The organism is Longimicrobium sp. (genome assembly GCA_036387335.1).
Classification (GTDB): Bacteria; Gemmatimonadota; Gemmatimonadetes; order Longimicrobiales; family Longimicrobiaceae; genus Longimicrobium.
Genome location: DASVTZ010000008.1, coordinates 1 through 13,863 on the forward strand (window position 1 = coordinate 1; position 13,863 = coordinate 13,863).

A 13,863-nucleotide genomic window follows, 5' to 3' on the forward strand; every position below is an offset into this window, starting at 1 on the left:
GTGGAGCAGCACCAACGGCGGCTCCTTCGCCACTCCCACCAGCCAGACGAACGCGAGCGGGGTGGCGACGGTGTCGTTCACCACGAGCACGACGGCCGGCACGGTGCACACGGTGACGGCGAACGACGGCACCGTGTCCGGGACGAGCGGCGACATCACCACCAGGGTGGGCGCGTCGGCCAAGCTGGGCTTCGTGCAGCAGCCGTCGAACACGGTGGCGGGCGCGTCGATCACGCCCGCCGTGACGGTGGCGATCCAGGACGCCAACGGCAACACGGTCACGACGGCCACGGACAACGTGACCATCGCCATCGGCAACAACCCGGCGAGCGGCACGCTCTCCGGCACGGCGACGGTGGCGGCGGTGAACGGCGTCGCGACCTTCTCCGACCTGTCGATCAACAAGGCGGGGGCCGGCTACACGCTGGCCGCCAGCTCCGGCAGCCTCACGGGCACGACGAGCGGCCCCTTCGACATCACTCCGGGCGCCCCGGCGGCGCTGGCCTTCACGGTCCAGCCGTCGAGCGTGGCCGCGGGGTCCGCCATCGCTCCCGCCGTGCAGGTGGCGATCATCGACGCGGACAGCAACGTGGTCGCCACTGCGGCCGACACGGTGCGGATCGCAATCGGCACCAACCCCTCCGCGGGCTCTCTGACGGGCACGGTCGCGGTGGCGGCGGTGGGCGGAATCGCGACTTTCGCCGACCTCAGCATCGACAAAGTCGGGACCGGCTACACGCTGATCGCCAGCTCCGGCACGCTGACGGCGGCGACGAGCGGGACGTTCGACGTGACCCCAGGCGCGCTCCACCACTTCCGCATCGACAGCATCGGCGCCCAGACGGCGAATCTGCCGTTCAACGTGACGGTCACCGCGCAGGACCAGTACGACAACACCGTCACCTCCTTCGCCGACACGGTGGTCTTCACCTCCACCCCCGCTGGCGGGATCACGTCAGGGGCGACCTCCGGCGCCTTCACGGCCGGCGTGCTGAGCGCGCACAGCATCACCATGGGAACCTCGGGGACGTTCACGCTGACGGCCACGCACAAGGGAGGCACGGAGAGCGGCACCAGCAACTCGTTCCAGGTGCAGCCCTCTCCCACCTACGTCACGTGGACGGGCGCGGTCTCCACCGAATGGTCGAACGCGGGCAACTGGGACGCGCTCAGGGTGCCCGCGGCCGGCGACACCGCCGTGATCGCCGCGACCGCGCAGCAGCCGCAGATCACCGACGGCGACAAGACGGTGCTGAGCCTGGTGATGAACGCGGGCTCCGCCACCACGCTGGGGCTCGGCGGCTTCACCCTTACCGTGACTGGCAACGTGAACGCGCCCACGGGCACGGTGAGCAACGGCACGCTGCTGGTGAGCGGGAGCGGCGCGCAGGTGCAGGGCACGGCCAACGCGGTCAAGGTGAGCGGAGGGATCAAGCTCCAGGGGGCCGTGAAGGCGACGGGCGCGGTCAACATCACCGGCAGCCTCTACACGAACGGGCAGCCCCTCACCATCGCGATTCCGTGATGCCGCGACGCATCGCGCGGAACCTTCGATCCATCATGCCGCACCGGACCCGCCGCCATCCGCACGTGCCGGCTTCCACTTACACCAGACGAACCGTTATCCAGATGACGACCCCCCGCACTTTGGCCATCGCCGCCGCTCTCCTGCTGCTCCCGGGCGCCGCGCTGCACGCGCAGACCCCCGACTCCGCGCTCGCGGTGTCGCGCGCCGGCGCGAGCCTCTTCCGCGTCAACATCAACGGCGGCGCCATCTTCGGCGGCACCTACGCCGGCAACAGCGCCACGGGGATCCCGACGGAGGGCTCCGGCACGCGCATGATGTGGCACCCGGAGAAAGCGGCGTTCCGCGCGGGCTACGTCAACGGTACGCAGTGGGACAACGCGAACATCGGGCTTGGCTCGGTGGCGCTGGGCGAGAGCGTGCGCGCCAGCGGGGACCACGGTGTCGCACTCGGCCTGCGGACCACCGCGGCCAACGGCTCCAGCTTCGCCGTGGGTGAGGACAACACCGCCTCCGGATACGCTTCCGTGGCGCTGGGCTACCACGCACACACCAACGCGAGACGCGGTTCGTTCGTCTTCGGGGACAACGTCACCGGGGGCACGCAGGACTCGGTGCGGGCCGAGTTCCCCGGCCAGGCCGTGTGGCGCGTGAGCTGCGGAATGCGCATCAACACCAACCAGGCCGCCACCAGCGGCGTCGCGTTCGGCGGCCCGTCCGTGAATTCCGCGGTCTGTGGATCCGCCAACCCGTACTTCGGCCAGAGCGACGCGATGATCTCCACCAGCACCGGCGCCTACCTCAGCAACGCCGGGATCTGGACCAACACCTCGGACGTGAACCGCAAGCACCTGTTCCGGGCGCTGGCCGGCGAGGACGTGCTCACGCGCCTTCGCTCCATGCCGATCCAGACGTGGAGCTACCGGGTGGAGGACTCCTCCATCCGCCACCTTGGGCCCACGGCGCAGGACTTCCGCGCCGCGTTCGGCCTGGGGAACGACGAGAAGGTGATCGGCACGGTGGACGCGGACGGCGTGGCGCTGGCTGGCGTGCAGGCGCTGGACCGGCGCACCACGCAGCAGCAGGCCGACCTCGCCGCCGCGCGCGCCGAGATCGAGAAGCTGCGCGCCGAGAACCGCGACCTTGCCGCGCGGCTGGCCCGGATCGAAGCGCTACTCTCGTCTCCGAAGCAGGACTGAACGGAAGGGGGCTCCATCAAGGCTTTCGCTACGCCGCCGCGCCTTTGGCCAGCGGGATCAACTTTTCGGCGAGTCGCTCCGTCTCCTCGAGTTGCGGAGAGAACCGGAGCAGGAGCAAGTCCAGCCCGCTCGCTCGAACTACAGGATGCGCTCCGCTCCGGGGTGCCGAGGAGCCCGAAGCGCAGGGGGGTGTTGTTGAGGCAGGTTCTGGTGGTTGGCGTAACCCGGCGTCTCCTCGCGCACCTCAGTGAGCGCGCCACCTCGCGCTGCGCGTCGGCCTCGGAACTGCGCACGATGGCGTACGAGCCGCGCCAAACTTCATCGATTGCAGCTCCAGCGGCTCGCGGCGTGCGCGGAGATCGGCCAACTTGGCGGCAATCCTCTCCCTTTCCTACGCGCGATGGTCGCAGTCTGCCGTCCAGTCTCCCGAGCAGGAATAATGGTTACTTGAATGTTTGCCACAATGTGAACACTAAGGACACAACGGCAAGCAAGCCGCAAACAATCGTAATGAAAAGTGAGGTTCGGCCCAGTCTCGATGAGCCCTCAAGCTCACGTTTCACAGGTTCAATAATTTCACGTCGGACTGCGAACATGCTTTGCTCAATAGCGGCGATGTCGCGCGCCTGCGTCCTCAGTTGAGAAATCAGTTCATTGAAAGGGCCTGGGTTAAGCACTTGCTGATTCTCGCGCACCAGTCTCTCGAGTGACCGGATTACCCTGCTCATACCTACTTCTAACGGGAGCCCATCGCCTGCCTCTGTTTCAAGGGCGCGATTCAGAGTCTTCTGAAACACGACCTCGTGCTCCGTTGGCGGCGGGACATCGTCATGAGCTTCCAGTTCCACAACATGGAAGCCATCATTGTCGGAGTTCCAGAGGCCATGTAGTCGGACATAGCGTGCTGTGAACGGTGAGGCAAAGTCAAAAACCTGCCAGCCATTAGAACCCTGATAACCTGTGTCGTAATGCACCGTCCAGGTTTCGTGATCAACGGAGGTGAGTAAGCGGTACAGGTAGCGGCGGGTTGCTCTCTGGCCGCCCCGAATCCCCCGTTGATCCCATAAAAGAAATCGTATGCAGATTATCTGAAAAGTTGCCCCAAGATCGACGGTTAGTGTCCCCGGCCAGTTCACATGCGTGAATCCGTGGTTCCCTGTGTAGCCAGTAATTATGCCATCCGTAGTGCATTCAGGGTTTCCGACATCCTCTTCGACCAGTTTCCCCAAAGCTCGATTTGACATCTAAACCTCTGTTTAGGAGTTCCCCTGACCAGGTTTTATTTTATACACCCAACGCGTGGAATTTGGCTGCAGACCAGCGCCTCCTCCGTGACGCAGCCAATCACTGCGCTTTCGGAGCAAGGCGAGTTTCTGTGATACAACTGAGGCTGGAAGATAGTGTTGGTTCCCTCAGCGGCCGCGAGGCGCCTGACCCGCGCTGCCCCGCTCTACCTGCGCGTGCCCTGCTTCCACCCCGGTTCGCGGCTCCCGCCAGGTGCTGCTCTAGCTCACATGTACCCCGTTCACCAGCGGGATCACCTCTTCGGCGAAACGCTCCATCTCCTCCAGCTGCGGAGAGAACTGGAGGAGGAGCAGGTCCAGCCCGGCGCGCTCGAACTCGATGATACGCTCCGCCACCTGCTCCGGCGTGCCGACGAGCCCCGAGCGCAGGCCGCGGTTGGAGACGGAGTAGTCCTCCAGGGAGACGCGCTGCTCGAGCTGCGTGTTGTTGAGCCAGTCCTGGTAGTTGGCGTACCCCGCCGTCCCCTCGCGCACCTCGGTGATGCGCGCCACCTCGCGTTGCGCATCGGCCTCCGTGCCGCGCACGATTGCGTAGCCGGCGGCGCCGAACTTCATCGGCGGGAGCTCCAGCCGCTCGCGGCGCTCGCGCAGGTCGGCCACCTTGGCGGCGATCGTCTCGGGCGGGTCGCCATGGGTGAGCCAGGCGTCGCACTTCTGTGAGATCAGCGCCTTGGCGGCCGGCGACTCGCCACCCGCGTAGATGGTGGGGCGCGGGCGCTGCACCGGCTTCGGCTCAAGGATGGCGTCATCTACGCCGTAGTACTTCCCCTGGTAGTCGAAGCGCGGCTCCTTCCACATCCCGTCCACCACGTCCAGCCACTCGCTGGTGCGGGCGTAGCGGTCGTCGTGCTGGTCGAACTGGATGCCGTACTTCTTCGCCTCGGTCGCCCACCACGACGACACGACGTTGAGTGACAGCCGTCCGTTGCTGATGTGGTCGATGTTGGCCGCCTGCTTGGCGAGGAGGGCGGGCTGATGGAAGGTGGGGCGCACCGCCACCATGATCTCCAGCCGCTCCGTGACCGCCGCCAGCGCCGCCGCCGTGGACCAGGCGTCCAGCGACGGGGCGTCCATCCCCTTGATGTCGTTCAGGTTGAGCTCCGCCACCAGCGTCAGGTCGAAGCCGATCTGCTCGGCGCGCTGCGTCAGGCGCCTGGCGTACTCCCAAGACGCCGTCATCCCCTCGTCGGGGACGTTGCGCAGCCAACCGCCGAAGACGGGGAGCCAGAAGCCGAACCTCATGCCCCCACCTCCTGCAGCACCGGCGCCTCGATCCCCGCCTGCTCCTCCAGGTAGTCCGCCAGCCGCGCGAATGGGTCGAAGCCGATCACGTTGGGTGCATCGGCCACGAAGTTGGAGAGGGCGTTGATGTCGTAGAAGTAGAGCTGCCCGTCACGCGCGTCGATCATGTACTCGATGCCGCCGACGTCGATGCGCGCGGCGCGCATGATCGCCTCCACCTGCTCGCGGATCTCGGCGGGGGGCTCATAGCCTTCCACGCGCAGCCCCCGCTTGGGCGCGTCCACGGCGCAGATCTGCGCGTCGAGCGCGGCGCCGTCCACCCGCTGGCAGACGTCGGCGGGGCAGAGGTCGAAGGAGTTGCCGGGGGTGTAGATGCGGATGCCGTACAGGTACTCGCCGCCCAGCACCTCCACGCGCACGATGCGGCTCTCCTCCTGCGGGATGAACTCCTGCACCAGCGCCACCGAGTCGATCCCCAGCTCCAGCTGGCCGGCCTCCGCGGCGGCCGCAAGCTCCGCGGGCGAGTCGAAGCGCCGCACCCCCGCGCCGCTCCCGCCGATGTTGGGCTTGATGACGATGGGGAAGCGCAGCCCCTCCGCCGCGCCAACCGCCTGCGAGGCGTGGTTGATGGCGCGCGCCTTCGGATACGGCAGCCCCAGCCGGTGCAGGAGCGCGAGTTGGTGCGCCTTGGAGATCTCGGTGAGCCACGCGTCGTAGCCGTTGATGACGCGGATCCCCTTCTCGCGCAGGAAGCCCAGGTACGAGGTGGTGTAGAAGATGGCGTTCGCGTTGCCGCGGTTGAACGCGGAAGGGCTCATCCGGTTGAACACCAGCGAGTACTCCGGCTCCTCGGCCGGGTCGAAGCCGTGCTCGCCCGCGTGGATCTTGACGTACGGCGTGCCGCGGCGGTCCAGCTCCGCGAAGAGGGGGCGGAACCACTCGGGGTGCTCGTAGAAGATGGCGATCGGGCGTTCAGGCGTAGCGGACATGCGGGCTCCTGTCGTGCTCTGGAGTATGTTGAAAAGCCGCAACTCCCGTGCGGGGGTCGCGGCCTCGTCGTTTCGTGGGACGGGGTTGTCTCACCCCTTCGTCGGTCAGTTCATGCCGACCCGGTTCCCACGCACGCGCGCCGCGCCCCTCTGCCGGCGATGCCGGCAGGGACAGCAGCACATGCGCATGGAAGCGTGGTTCGCCATGCGTTCGAGTGTAAACGGTTGCGCCGGAACGGGCAAGGGGGTGCCGGTCCAGCGACGCGCGCCGCTGCCCGCCTGTGGGCGAGGGTAGCCCCATCCTTGCAGCCGTGTGCCGCCATGAAAGCGACCATCTACGCCCGCGTCACGGGCGCCAAGCTCCGCCACCTGGTGCCCCCGGCATACCAGGACGCCGTCACCGCCGACACGCGGCCGGAGGGCGAGTATTCGCTCCTCCTCTTCGCCCACACGCCGCGCGACGTGGTCCCCTCGCCGCCGGTCCGCAAAGCGCTCGGCCGCCTGGACACCCCCGCGCCCGACGGCATCCTCGCCGTCGGCACCGTCTTCACCGAGGAGGCGCTCGACCTGCTCGCCGCCGCCGGCGCCCGCCCCATCGCCTTCCGCAAAGCCAAGTGGACCGACGAGTCCGCGCGAGCCCGCCAACTCTAAGGAGGAGCCATGAAGAACGAGTTGTTCGATGAACTGATTGGAAGCGTCGAAGAGGCAGGCGCGTACCTGCGAGGCGAGCAGGCGCCTGCCGCGGTGAGCTTCGTGGGGGAGCCGGACCCGCGCGCGATCCGCGAGCGGCTCGGGCTGACGCAGGATCGGTTTGCCGCCGCGCTCTGCATCAGCGTGGCGACACTCCAGGACTGGGAGCAGGGGCGTCGCGAACCCAGCGGCCCGGCCATGCGGCTCCTCCAGATCGCGGCCAAGCACCCGGAAGTAATTCTCGAACACGCGTAGCCTGGGTTCGCTCCTCCGCGCTCTAACGTTCCGCGAGCCGGATCTTTACCACCACCTTGCGGACGTCGTGGCGGGCGCCGGCCATGCATCCAGGCTTGTGCGCGTCTTCGGGGAAGAAGAGCGCCGCGTCGCCGGGGTTGAGGAGGAGGGAGGAGCTCACCTTCGGCTCCTCGAAGAAGAGGATGTCGTTCTCGTCGCTGTACGGCTCGGCGACGGTGAGGCCATCCGCGGGGAGGTAGAGGATGCGCTCGGCGCCGGAGGCGATCCACTGCACGTCGGCGTGGCGGCGGTGGGCCTCGAAGCGCTTCTCGGTGGACGGGCCCGTGGCGTACGACGAGACCAGCGCGAACACGCGGTCGCCGTCGATGGCGTGGCGGCCGTCAGGGAGGGCGGGGTCGAAGGCGCGGAGCCAGGCGAGCGCCTCCGCCATTCCGGGCAGGGCGGGGAGGTAGCGGTCCGCGTGGTGGAGGGGGGTGTGGATCACTCGCCGCGCTCCACGTGGTCGATGCCGCGCGCGGTGATGCGGACGGTGAGGCCGTGGCGCCCGGTCGTCGTCACGAAGCCGTGGTCCTCGTGGTAGCGGACGATGCGCTCCGCGTCCTGCCGCGTGAGCTGGAGCGCGTCGGCGAGGTCGTAGCCGTCCAGGTATTCGCTGTCGCCGTGCTCGCTGGCGTCGTACAGGCGCTCCAGGAAGCGGCGGCGGTTCTCGCGGCGCGCGCGGACGTCGTCGTTCATCCGCCCGTCGCGGTGAAGAAGACCTGGGTCCAGTAATCGCCCGCCACGCCCACGCCCGTGTGGGTCAGCGCGCAGTTCTCGATGTTGGCGCGGTGCCCAGGGCTGTTGATCCAACCGCGCACCGTGGCCTCGGCGCCGCCGCCGTTCATGGCGATGTTCTCCGCGGCGCGCGTAAAGCTGAGCCCCTGCGCGCGCATGCGGTCCCACGGCTGCGTGCCGTCCGGCGAGGTGTGGCTGAAGTAGCGGCGGCGCACCATGTCTTCGCTGTGGCGCTGGGCCGCGCGCGCCGCCGCCTCGCTCCACACCAGCGGCGCACACCCGCGGCTCTGCCGGTGCCGGTTGACCGCGGCGTGGACGGCCTGCGCGTCGTTCGCCGGTGATGCAGCGCTCGCGACCGGCGCCGATCCGCCGCCGCGCGCGGGCGGGGTCATCGCAGCGGGGGGAACGCACGCGGCCTGGAGCGCGAGCGCCACCCACATCATCCACGTCCTCATTTCTTCATCCCGTTCAGCAGCTCGATCATGCGCACGTCCCAGGGATCGCCCGTGGGGTCGTCGTCGGCGATCTCGGGATTCTCCTGCGGCGTCTCCAGGATCAGCGGGATGTCGCGGCTGCGGGGGTCGGCCAGGAGCCACCCGAACGCGTCCGCGCCGATCTCGCCCTCGCCGATCAGCAGGTGGCGGTCCTTGTTGCTCCCCAGCGTCCCCTCGCTGTCGTTGAGGTGGATGAAGCCGGGGTGCTCGCCCGTGGCCTCCTCCCACTCGTCCAGGATCTCGCCGACCCGCTTCTTCGACTCGTTGAGCGGGTAGCCGGACGCGAAGAGGTGGCAGGTGTCCAGCCCGTACCCCGTGCGCTCGCGCAGCTCGTCGGGCACGTGGCGCAGGATGTCGCCCACCTCGGCGGCGGTGCGGCCGAGCGTCTTGCCGGCGCCGGCCGTGTTCTCCACCAGCACGCGCGTGGAGCCCTGCACCGCGCGCAGCGCCGCGGTGATGGCGCGGGCGACGCGCTCCGCCGCGGCCGCCGTGTCGCCGTCGCTGGCGGAGCCCGGGTGGAAGCAGATCGCGCCCACCCCCAGCGCGGTCGAGCGCTCCAGCTCTTTCGTGAGGCCCGCGCTGGCGCGCACCCACTTCGCCTCGTCCGGCGTGGCGACGCCCAGCACGTACGCGCCGTGCACCACCACGTGCTCCGGCCTGATCCCCACCTCGGAGAGCGCGGCGTGGAAGCGGCGCGCCTTCTCCGGCTTCATCCCCGCCTTTTCGCCGTAGAAGCGCGGCGGCGCCGTGAAGATCTGCAGCGCCCGCGCGCCGGAGTTGCCGGCCCGCAGCGCGGCCATGTGGATGCCGCCGTTGTCGATGGTGTGCGCGCCGATGAAGTGGGGCATGTGCGGCTGGGCTGAAGGGTCGGTTGCGGGCGGTTCCCCCACCCCCCGGCCCCCTTCCCCCGCAAGCGGGGGAGGGGGTGACTATCGGCGGGGGTCCGCGCCGGGTGTTAGGATCTCGGAACGCAAGGTTTGGAGCACCTCGTCGAGGCGCTCGAGCACGTCCTCGTTTCGGAAGCGGATCACGCGGATGCCGCGTGCCGCGAGGGCCTTTGTGCGTTCTTCGTCATGCTCGCGCTGGTGGTCGTGGATCTCGCCGTCTACCTCGATGGCCAGCTTGCGCGAGGGGCAGTAGAAATCCAGTACGAAGCGGTCGAGGGGGTGCTGTCGCCGAAAAGGCACGTCGCAGAAGCGGTGGTCGCGCAGCTCGTTCCAGAGCACCCGCTCGGCCGGTGTCGAGTTCTTCCGCATGGCCCGCGCCGCTTGCAACACCTGCGGGATGCGCCTGCCCGTGTGCTTGCGGTCCACACCGTCTCCGGGAGGTGCGCAGATGTGCTCCCCTCTCCCGCTTGCGGGGGAGGGGCTGGGGGAGGGGGGAAGCTCCGCACTTGACCCCCGCGCCGCAACCCCCCAAAACAATCTGGTACGCGCGGTGGCGCGTAAACACCGGTTGCCATTTGCGGCCGGTGCTACTAAACTAGCAGGCCGTCGCGGAGTTCATTCCGCGCGAAGGCTCCTCCCCGGAGCACGCAGCACCCAGCGGTCGGGAGGCCTCCCGATCGCATCCGTCATCCGCACGAGGGATCTATGAAACGACTCCTGTTCGTCGCGCCCCTGCTGGCGCTCGCGCCGGGAATGGCCGCCGCCCAGCGCGCCCCCGCGGGCGAGTCCGTCCGCATCGCCTACACCGAAGAGACGCTGCCCAACGGCCTCAAGGTGCTGTACCACGTGGACCGCTCGGCGCCGGTGGCGGCGGTGGCGGTGTGGTACAACGTGGGCTCCAAGCACGAGCAGCCGGGCCGCACCGGCTTCGCGCACCTCTTCGAGCACATGATGTTCAAGGGGAGCCGCAACGTGCCGGACGGCAGGCACTTCGCGCTGCTGGAGGATGCCGGCGCCCGCGCCGGGTCGGACATCAACGGCACCACCAACACGGACCGCACCAACTACTTCGAGACGGTGCCCTCCAACCAGGTGGAGCTGGCGCTGTGGCTGGAGAGCGACCGGATGGGGACGCTGACCGAGACGCTCAACCCCGGCAAGCTGGAGAACCAGCGCGAGGTGGTGAAGAACGAGCGCCGCCAGTCTTACGAGAACCAGCCGTACGGCGTGTGGCAGGAGCGGATGCTCGCAAAGGTCTTTCCCGCCGGGCACCCGTACCACCACTCCGTGATCGGCTCGATGGAAGACCTCTCGGCCGCCACGGTGGACGACGTCACCAGCTTCTTCCGCACCTACTACGCGCCCAACAATGCCGTGCTGGTGGTGGCGGGCGACATCGAAGTGGAGCGCACCAAGGCGATGGTGCGCAAGCACTTCGGCGACATCCGCCGCGGCCCCGCCCCGCCGCCGCTGCGCAGCATGACGCTGCCGGCCATCATCGGGCAGGGCTCGCGCGAGGTGATCGAGGACGCCAACGCCCCGGCACCGGCCGTGTACATCGGCTTCCGCATGCCCGCCGCGCGCGACCGCCAGGGCGACGCGGTGCAGCTTCTGACCGGGATGCTGTCGTCGCGCACCGGGCCGCTCTTCCAGTCACTGGTGCGCGGGCGGCAGGTGGCGACCGGCGCCGGCGCCTTCAACTTCGGCTTCGTGGACGGCGCCGACCTGATGATCGTGACGGCCACCGGCAAGCCCGGCGCCCGCCCCGACTCGCTGGAGGCCGCCCTCACCGAGGAGCTGGACCGCATCGCCGCCTCCATCACCCCGGCGGCGCTGGACCGCATCAAGGTCAACGCCCGCTTCGCCCTGATCAACGGGCTGCAGACGATGGGCGGCTTCGGCGGCCGCGCGGACGTGCTGGCGCAGGGGTACACCTTCTACCGCGACCCCAACTGGATCAACACGCGCCTCCAGGCGATCCAGGCCGTGACCGCGGCGCAGATGCAGGCGCTGGTGCGCGAGCGGATGGTGCCCGCCAACCGCGCCGTGCTGGTGTTCGTTCCCAAGCCGCGCCCGGCCACCCCCGCCCCCACCACCGCCACGCAGGTGAACCGATGAACCGCTTTCTCCTTCCCGCCGCCTGTGCGGGAGTGATGGCCCTTGCGCTCCCCGCGAGCGCGCAGCAGCAGCCCGCGCCCACCGAGCAGCCGCCCGCGCCGGGGCCGCTCCGCCCCTTCACCGTGCCGCCCGTGCGAGAGATGCGCCTGTCCAACGGCGTGCGCGTGGTGGTGGTGGAGAAGCACTCCCTTCCCATCGTCACCGGCCGCGTGCTGGTGGCGGCGGGGAGCGTGTACGAGCCGGCCGAGAAGAACGGCCTGGCCTCGCTGACGGCGCAGATGCTGGACGAGGGGACCCGCACCCTCACCGGCCCGCAGCTCGCGGAGCGTGTGGAGGCGCTGGGTGCGCAGCTCGGCACGGGCGCCGGCTACAACTACGCCACCGTCAGCGTCACATCGCCCAAGGGCACCTTCGCCGAGGCGATGAGCCTGGCCGCCACCACCCTCACGGAGCCGTCGTTCGTGGAGGGTGAGGTGGCCCGGGTGCGCAACCAGCTGGCCGCGGCGTACATGAACAGCACCTCCACAGTGCAGGGGCTTGCGGCGCTCGCCTTCAACCGCGCCGTGTACGACCCCGCGAGCGGCTACTCGCGCCCGGTGAGCGGCACCGCGGCCACGCTTCCCGGCATCAGCCGCGCCGACGTGGTGGGCTTCCACCAGCGGATGTACTCGCCGGCCAACACCACGGTGCTGCTGGTGGGCGACGTGACGCCGGAAGAGGGCCGCCGCATCGCCGAGCAGGCGCTGGGCCGCTGGACGGCTCCCGGCGCGGTGCAGGCCACCCTTCCGGCCCCGGCGCCGGTGGCGTCGTCGGGCACGCGCATCATCCTGGTGGACCGCCCCGGCTCGGTGCAGTCCGGCGTCTTCGTGGGGCAGCCCGCCCTCGCGGCCAGCAGCCCGGACGTCATCCCCTTCAGCGCGCTTTCGCAGGTGCTGGGCGGCGGGTTCCGCGCACGCGTCAACATGAACCTGCGCGAGTCGCACGGGTGGACGTACGGCGCGTTCAGCGGGATGACCACCTTCCCCAACGCCGGCGACTTCGCGGTGAACTCGTCGGTGCGCACCAACGCCACCGACTCGGCCGTCGCGGAGATCGTGCGCGAGTACAAGCGCATCGCCACCGAGGCGGTGCCGCAGGAGGAGCTGCGCGGCTCGCTGGCGAACGTGGTTTCCAGCTTCCCCAACTCGGTGCAGACGGTGCAGGGCCTGGCCGGGCGGATGCAGACGCTGCTGCAGAACGGCCAGCCGCTCAACTACTACAACACGTACCTCCAGCAGATGTCCGCGCTGACCCCGGCCGACATCAGCCGCGTGGGCCGCGAGCGCCTCACGCCGGGCGCGCTGACCATCGTGGTGGCCGGCGACCTGTCCAAGATCGAGGCGCCGATCCGCGCCCTGAACCTGGGCACCGTCGAAGTGCTTGACGCATCGGGCACCAAGGTTCGCTGATCCCGCTTCGCTGCGGGTGATGCAGGGAGGGGCCGCGGATTCGTCCGCGGCCCCTCTTTTTTCAGTCCGTCACAAGTCACGGATTGGCAGTCCGCCACTCGCCGTCCGTGACCCCGAAGCCCTCCGGATCGTCCACATTCGACGCGCCGGCCTGGTGCAGCGCGGGTGCGTGACAGTCACACGCCCCCTTGCCGAGCGCCGACGCGTGGCATGATATTGGCCGGTCGGGAGGAGCGTGCGCGGGAATCAACTCGTTACGCAGCAAAGGTATATGCGAATCTGTCGTCGTGGATTGCTGGTAGGGCTGGGGGTGCTGGTGGTACCCGTGATGGCGAGCGCGCAGTCCAGGGCGCCTCGGGACACGGGGCTGATCGTGTCCACGATGGAAGCCGCGGTGTCGCAGCCGGTGGCCAAAGCCGAGCGCCTGACGGTGACGGTGGACCTTTCCGATCACACGCTCTTCGTGATGGACGGGGAGCGGGTGCTGCGGCGTTTTCCGGTGTCGATCGGCGCCGCGGGGTATCCCACGCCGCAGGGGAGCTTCACCATCCGGCACATGATCTGGAACCCGAGCTGGCGCCCGCCGCCGTCGGGGTGGGCGCGCGGCAAGAGCTACGAGCCGCCCGGCTCCCCGGGCAACCCGATGGGGCGCATCAAGATCTTCTTCCGCGCGCCGGACTTCTACATCCACGGCACCGGGCTCACCAGCTCGCTGGGCCGCCCCGCGTCGCACGGGTGCATTCGCATGCGCAACATCGACGCGGCGGAGCTGGGGCGCATCCTGATGGAGCACGGCGGCGCCACGCGCGACCCGGCGTGGTTTCAGCAGACGCTCGCGGAGGCGGGCACCTCGCGTGAGGTGCGCCTCCCCAGGCCCGTGCCCGTCCGCATCCGCGCGTAGCGGCTCCCGGGGTCCCCAAAGAACGAGAGGCACGGAG

Annotated in this window: 15 protein-coding genes; 7 read left to right on the forward strand and 8 right to left on the reverse strand. The window is 69.2% G+C overall.

Going from position 1 to position 13,863, the window contains the following annotated elements; translation table 11 throughout:
- Together VF647_00675 and VF647_00680 are read left to right on the forward strand one after the other, a co-directional pair.
- Window positions 1–1,525, forward strand: a 1,525-nt coding sequence (locus VF647_00675) for a hypothetical protein (protein ID HEX8450571.1), incomplete at its 5' end; no start/stop codon positions are given.
- A gap of 104 nt (window positions 1,526–1,629) precedes the next feature.
- Entirely contained in the window at window positions 1,630–2,724 is a 1,095-nt protein-coding gene (locus tag VF647_00680; GenBank protein HEX8450572.1) for a tail fiber domain-containing protein, read from the forward strand.
- A 443-nt stretch (window positions 2,725–3,167) separates the two neighbouring features.
- Here the strand turns inward: VF647_00680 and VF647_00685 are convergent, their stop codons facing one another.
- From VF647_00685 to VF647_00695, 3 genes are all read right to left on the reverse strand, one after another.
- Window positions 3,168–3,968, reverse strand: coding sequence for a discoidin domain-containing protein (locus tag VF647_00685; GenBank protein ID HEX8450573.1), 801 nt, complete (start codon window positions 3,966–3,968; stop codon window positions 3,168–3,170).
- A gap of 261 nt (window positions 3,969–4,229) precedes the next feature.
- Window positions 4,230–5,270 (reverse strand): LLM class flavin-dependent oxidoreductase, encoded by a 1,041-nt coding sequence (locus tag VF647_00690; GenBank protein ID HEX8450574.1) that lies wholly within the window; start codon window positions 5,268–5,270, stop codon window positions 4,230–4,232.
- A complete protein-coding gene (locus VF647_00695) occupies window positions 5,267–6,259 on the reverse strand; it encodes a hypothetical protein (GenBank protein HEX8450575.1) in 993 nt (330 codons plus the stop codon). The genes VF647_00690 and VF647_00695 overlap by 4 nt, the downstream gene beginning before the upstream one ends.
- 321 nt (window positions 6,260–6,580) lie before the next feature.
- Here VF647_00695 and VF647_00700 point away from each other — a divergent pair, with 321 nt between their 5' ends.
- Window positions 6,581–6,910, forward strand: a complete 330-nt coding sequence (locus VF647_00700) for a hypothetical protein (protein HEX8450576.1) — start codon at window positions 6,581–6,583, stop codon at window positions 6,908–6,910.
- 9 nt (window positions 6,911–6,919) lie between these two features.
- Complete coding sequence (gene nadS, locus VF647_00705; GenBank protein ID HEX8450577.1) at window positions 6,920–7,204, forward strand: NadS family protein; 285 nt, start codon at window positions 6,920–6,922, stop codon at window positions 7,202–7,204.
- A gap of 22 nt (window positions 7,205–7,226) precedes the next feature.
- Here nadS and VF647_00710 read toward each other — a convergent pair whose 3' ends face one another.
- The 5 genes from VF647_00710 to VF647_00730 all read right to left on the reverse strand — a co-directional run bounded on the left by VF647_00710 (window position 7,227) and on the right by VF647_00730 (window position 9,785).
- Complete coding sequence (locus tag VF647_00710; GenBank protein HEX8450578.1) at window positions 7,227–7,688, reverse strand: YhcH/YjgK/YiaL family protein; 462 nt, start codon at window positions 7,686–7,688, stop codon at window positions 7,227–7,229.
- Window positions 7,685–7,939, reverse strand: coding sequence for a hypothetical protein (locus VF647_00715; GenBank protein HEX8450579.1), 255 nt, complete (start codon window positions 7,937–7,939; stop codon window positions 7,685–7,687). Before VF647_00715 ends, VF647_00710 begins: the two co-directional genes overlap by 4 nt.
- Window positions 7,936–8,433 (reverse strand): CAP domain-containing protein, encoded by a 498-nt coding sequence (locus VF647_00720; GenBank protein ID HEX8450580.1) that lies wholly within the window; start codon window positions 8,431–8,433, stop codon window positions 7,936–7,938. The genes VF647_00715 and VF647_00720 overlap by 4 nt, the downstream gene beginning before the upstream one ends.
- Complete coding sequence (locus tag VF647_00725) at window positions 8,430–9,320, reverse strand: deoxyribonuclease IV (protein HEX8450581.1); 891 nt, start codon at window positions 9,318–9,320, stop codon at window positions 8,430–8,432. The genes VF647_00720 and VF647_00725 overlap by 4 nt, the downstream gene beginning before the upstream one ends.
- Before the next feature lie 81 nt (window positions 9,321–9,401).
- A complete protein-coding gene (locus tag VF647_00730; GenBank protein ID HEX8450582.1) occupies window positions 9,402–9,785 on the reverse strand; it encodes an endonuclease domain-containing protein in 384 nt (127 codons plus the stop codon).
- 279 nt (window positions 9,786–10,064) lie between these two features.
- Between VF647_00730 and VF647_00735 the strand changes: the two genes are divergently transcribed.
- From VF647_00735 to VF647_00745, 3 genes are all read left to right on the forward strand, one after another.
- Window positions 10,065–11,477 carry a pitrilysin family protein gene (locus VF647_00735; protein ID HEX8450583.1) on the forward strand — a complete coding sequence of 471 codons (1,413 nt, stop codon included), beginning with the start codon at window positions 10,065–10,067 and terminating at the stop codon, window positions 11,475–11,477.
- Complete coding sequence (locus VF647_00740) at window positions 11,474–12,925, forward strand: pitrilysin family protein (GenBank protein ID HEX8450584.1); 1,452 nt, start codon at window positions 11,474–11,476, stop codon at window positions 12,923–12,925. The genes VF647_00735 and VF647_00740 overlap by 4 nt, the downstream gene beginning before the upstream one ends.
- A 271-nt stretch (window positions 12,926–13,196) precedes the next feature.
- Window positions 13,197–13,826: a L,D-transpeptidase gene (locus VF647_00745; GenBank protein HEX8450585.1), complete on the forward strand. Its 630-nt coding sequence runs from the start codon at window positions 13,197–13,199 to the stop codon at window positions 13,824–13,826.
- Window positions 13,827–13,863: the final 37 nt, after the last annotated feature.

Coding starts and splice junctions, on each gene's coding strand:
- VF647_00680 (HEX8450572.1), top strand. CDS start 1,630: ATGACGACCCCCCGCACTTTGGCCATCGCCGCCGCTCTCCTGCTGCTC.
- VF647_00685 (HEX8450573.1), bottom strand. CDS start 3,968: ATGTCAAATCGAGCTTTGGGGAAACTGGTCGAAGAGGATGTCGGAAAC.
- VF647_00690 (HEX8450574.1), bottom strand. CDS start 5,270: ATGAGGTTCGGCTTCTGGCTCCCCGTCTTCGGCGGTTGGCTGCGCAAC.
- VF647_00695 (HEX8450575.1), bottom strand. CDS start 6,259: ATGTCCGCTACGCCTGAACGCCCGATCGCCATCTTCTACGAGCACCCC.
- VF647_00700 (HEX8450576.1), top strand. CDS start 6,581: ATGAAAGCGACCATCTACGCCCGCGTCACGGGCGCCAAGCTCCGCCAC.
- nadS (HEX8450577.1), top strand. CDS start 6,920: ATGAAGAACGAGTTGTTCGATGAACTGATTGGAAGCGTCGAAGAGGCA.
- VF647_00715 (HEX8450579.1), bottom strand. CDS start 7,939: ATGAACGACGACGTCCGCGCGCGCCGCGAGAACCGCCGCCGCTTCCTG.
- VF647_00720 (HEX8450580.1), bottom strand. CDS start 8,433: ATGAGGACGTGGATGATGTGGGTGGCGCTCGCGCTCCAGGCCGCGTGC.
- VF647_00725 (HEX8450581.1), bottom strand. CDS start 9,320: ATGCCCCACTTCATCGGCGCGCACACCATCGACAACGGCGGCATCCAC.
- VF647_00735 (HEX8450583.1), top strand. CDS start 10,065: ATGAAACGACTCCTGTTCGTCGCGCCCCTGCTGGCGCTCGCGCCGGGA.
- VF647_00740 (HEX8450584.1), top strand. CDS start 11,474: ATGAACCGCTTTCTCCTTCCCGCCGCCTGTGCGGGAGTGATGGCCCTT.
- VF647_00745 (HEX8450585.1), top strand. CDS start 13,197: ATGCGAATCTGTCGTCGTGGATTGCTGGTAGGGCTGGGGGTGCTGGTG.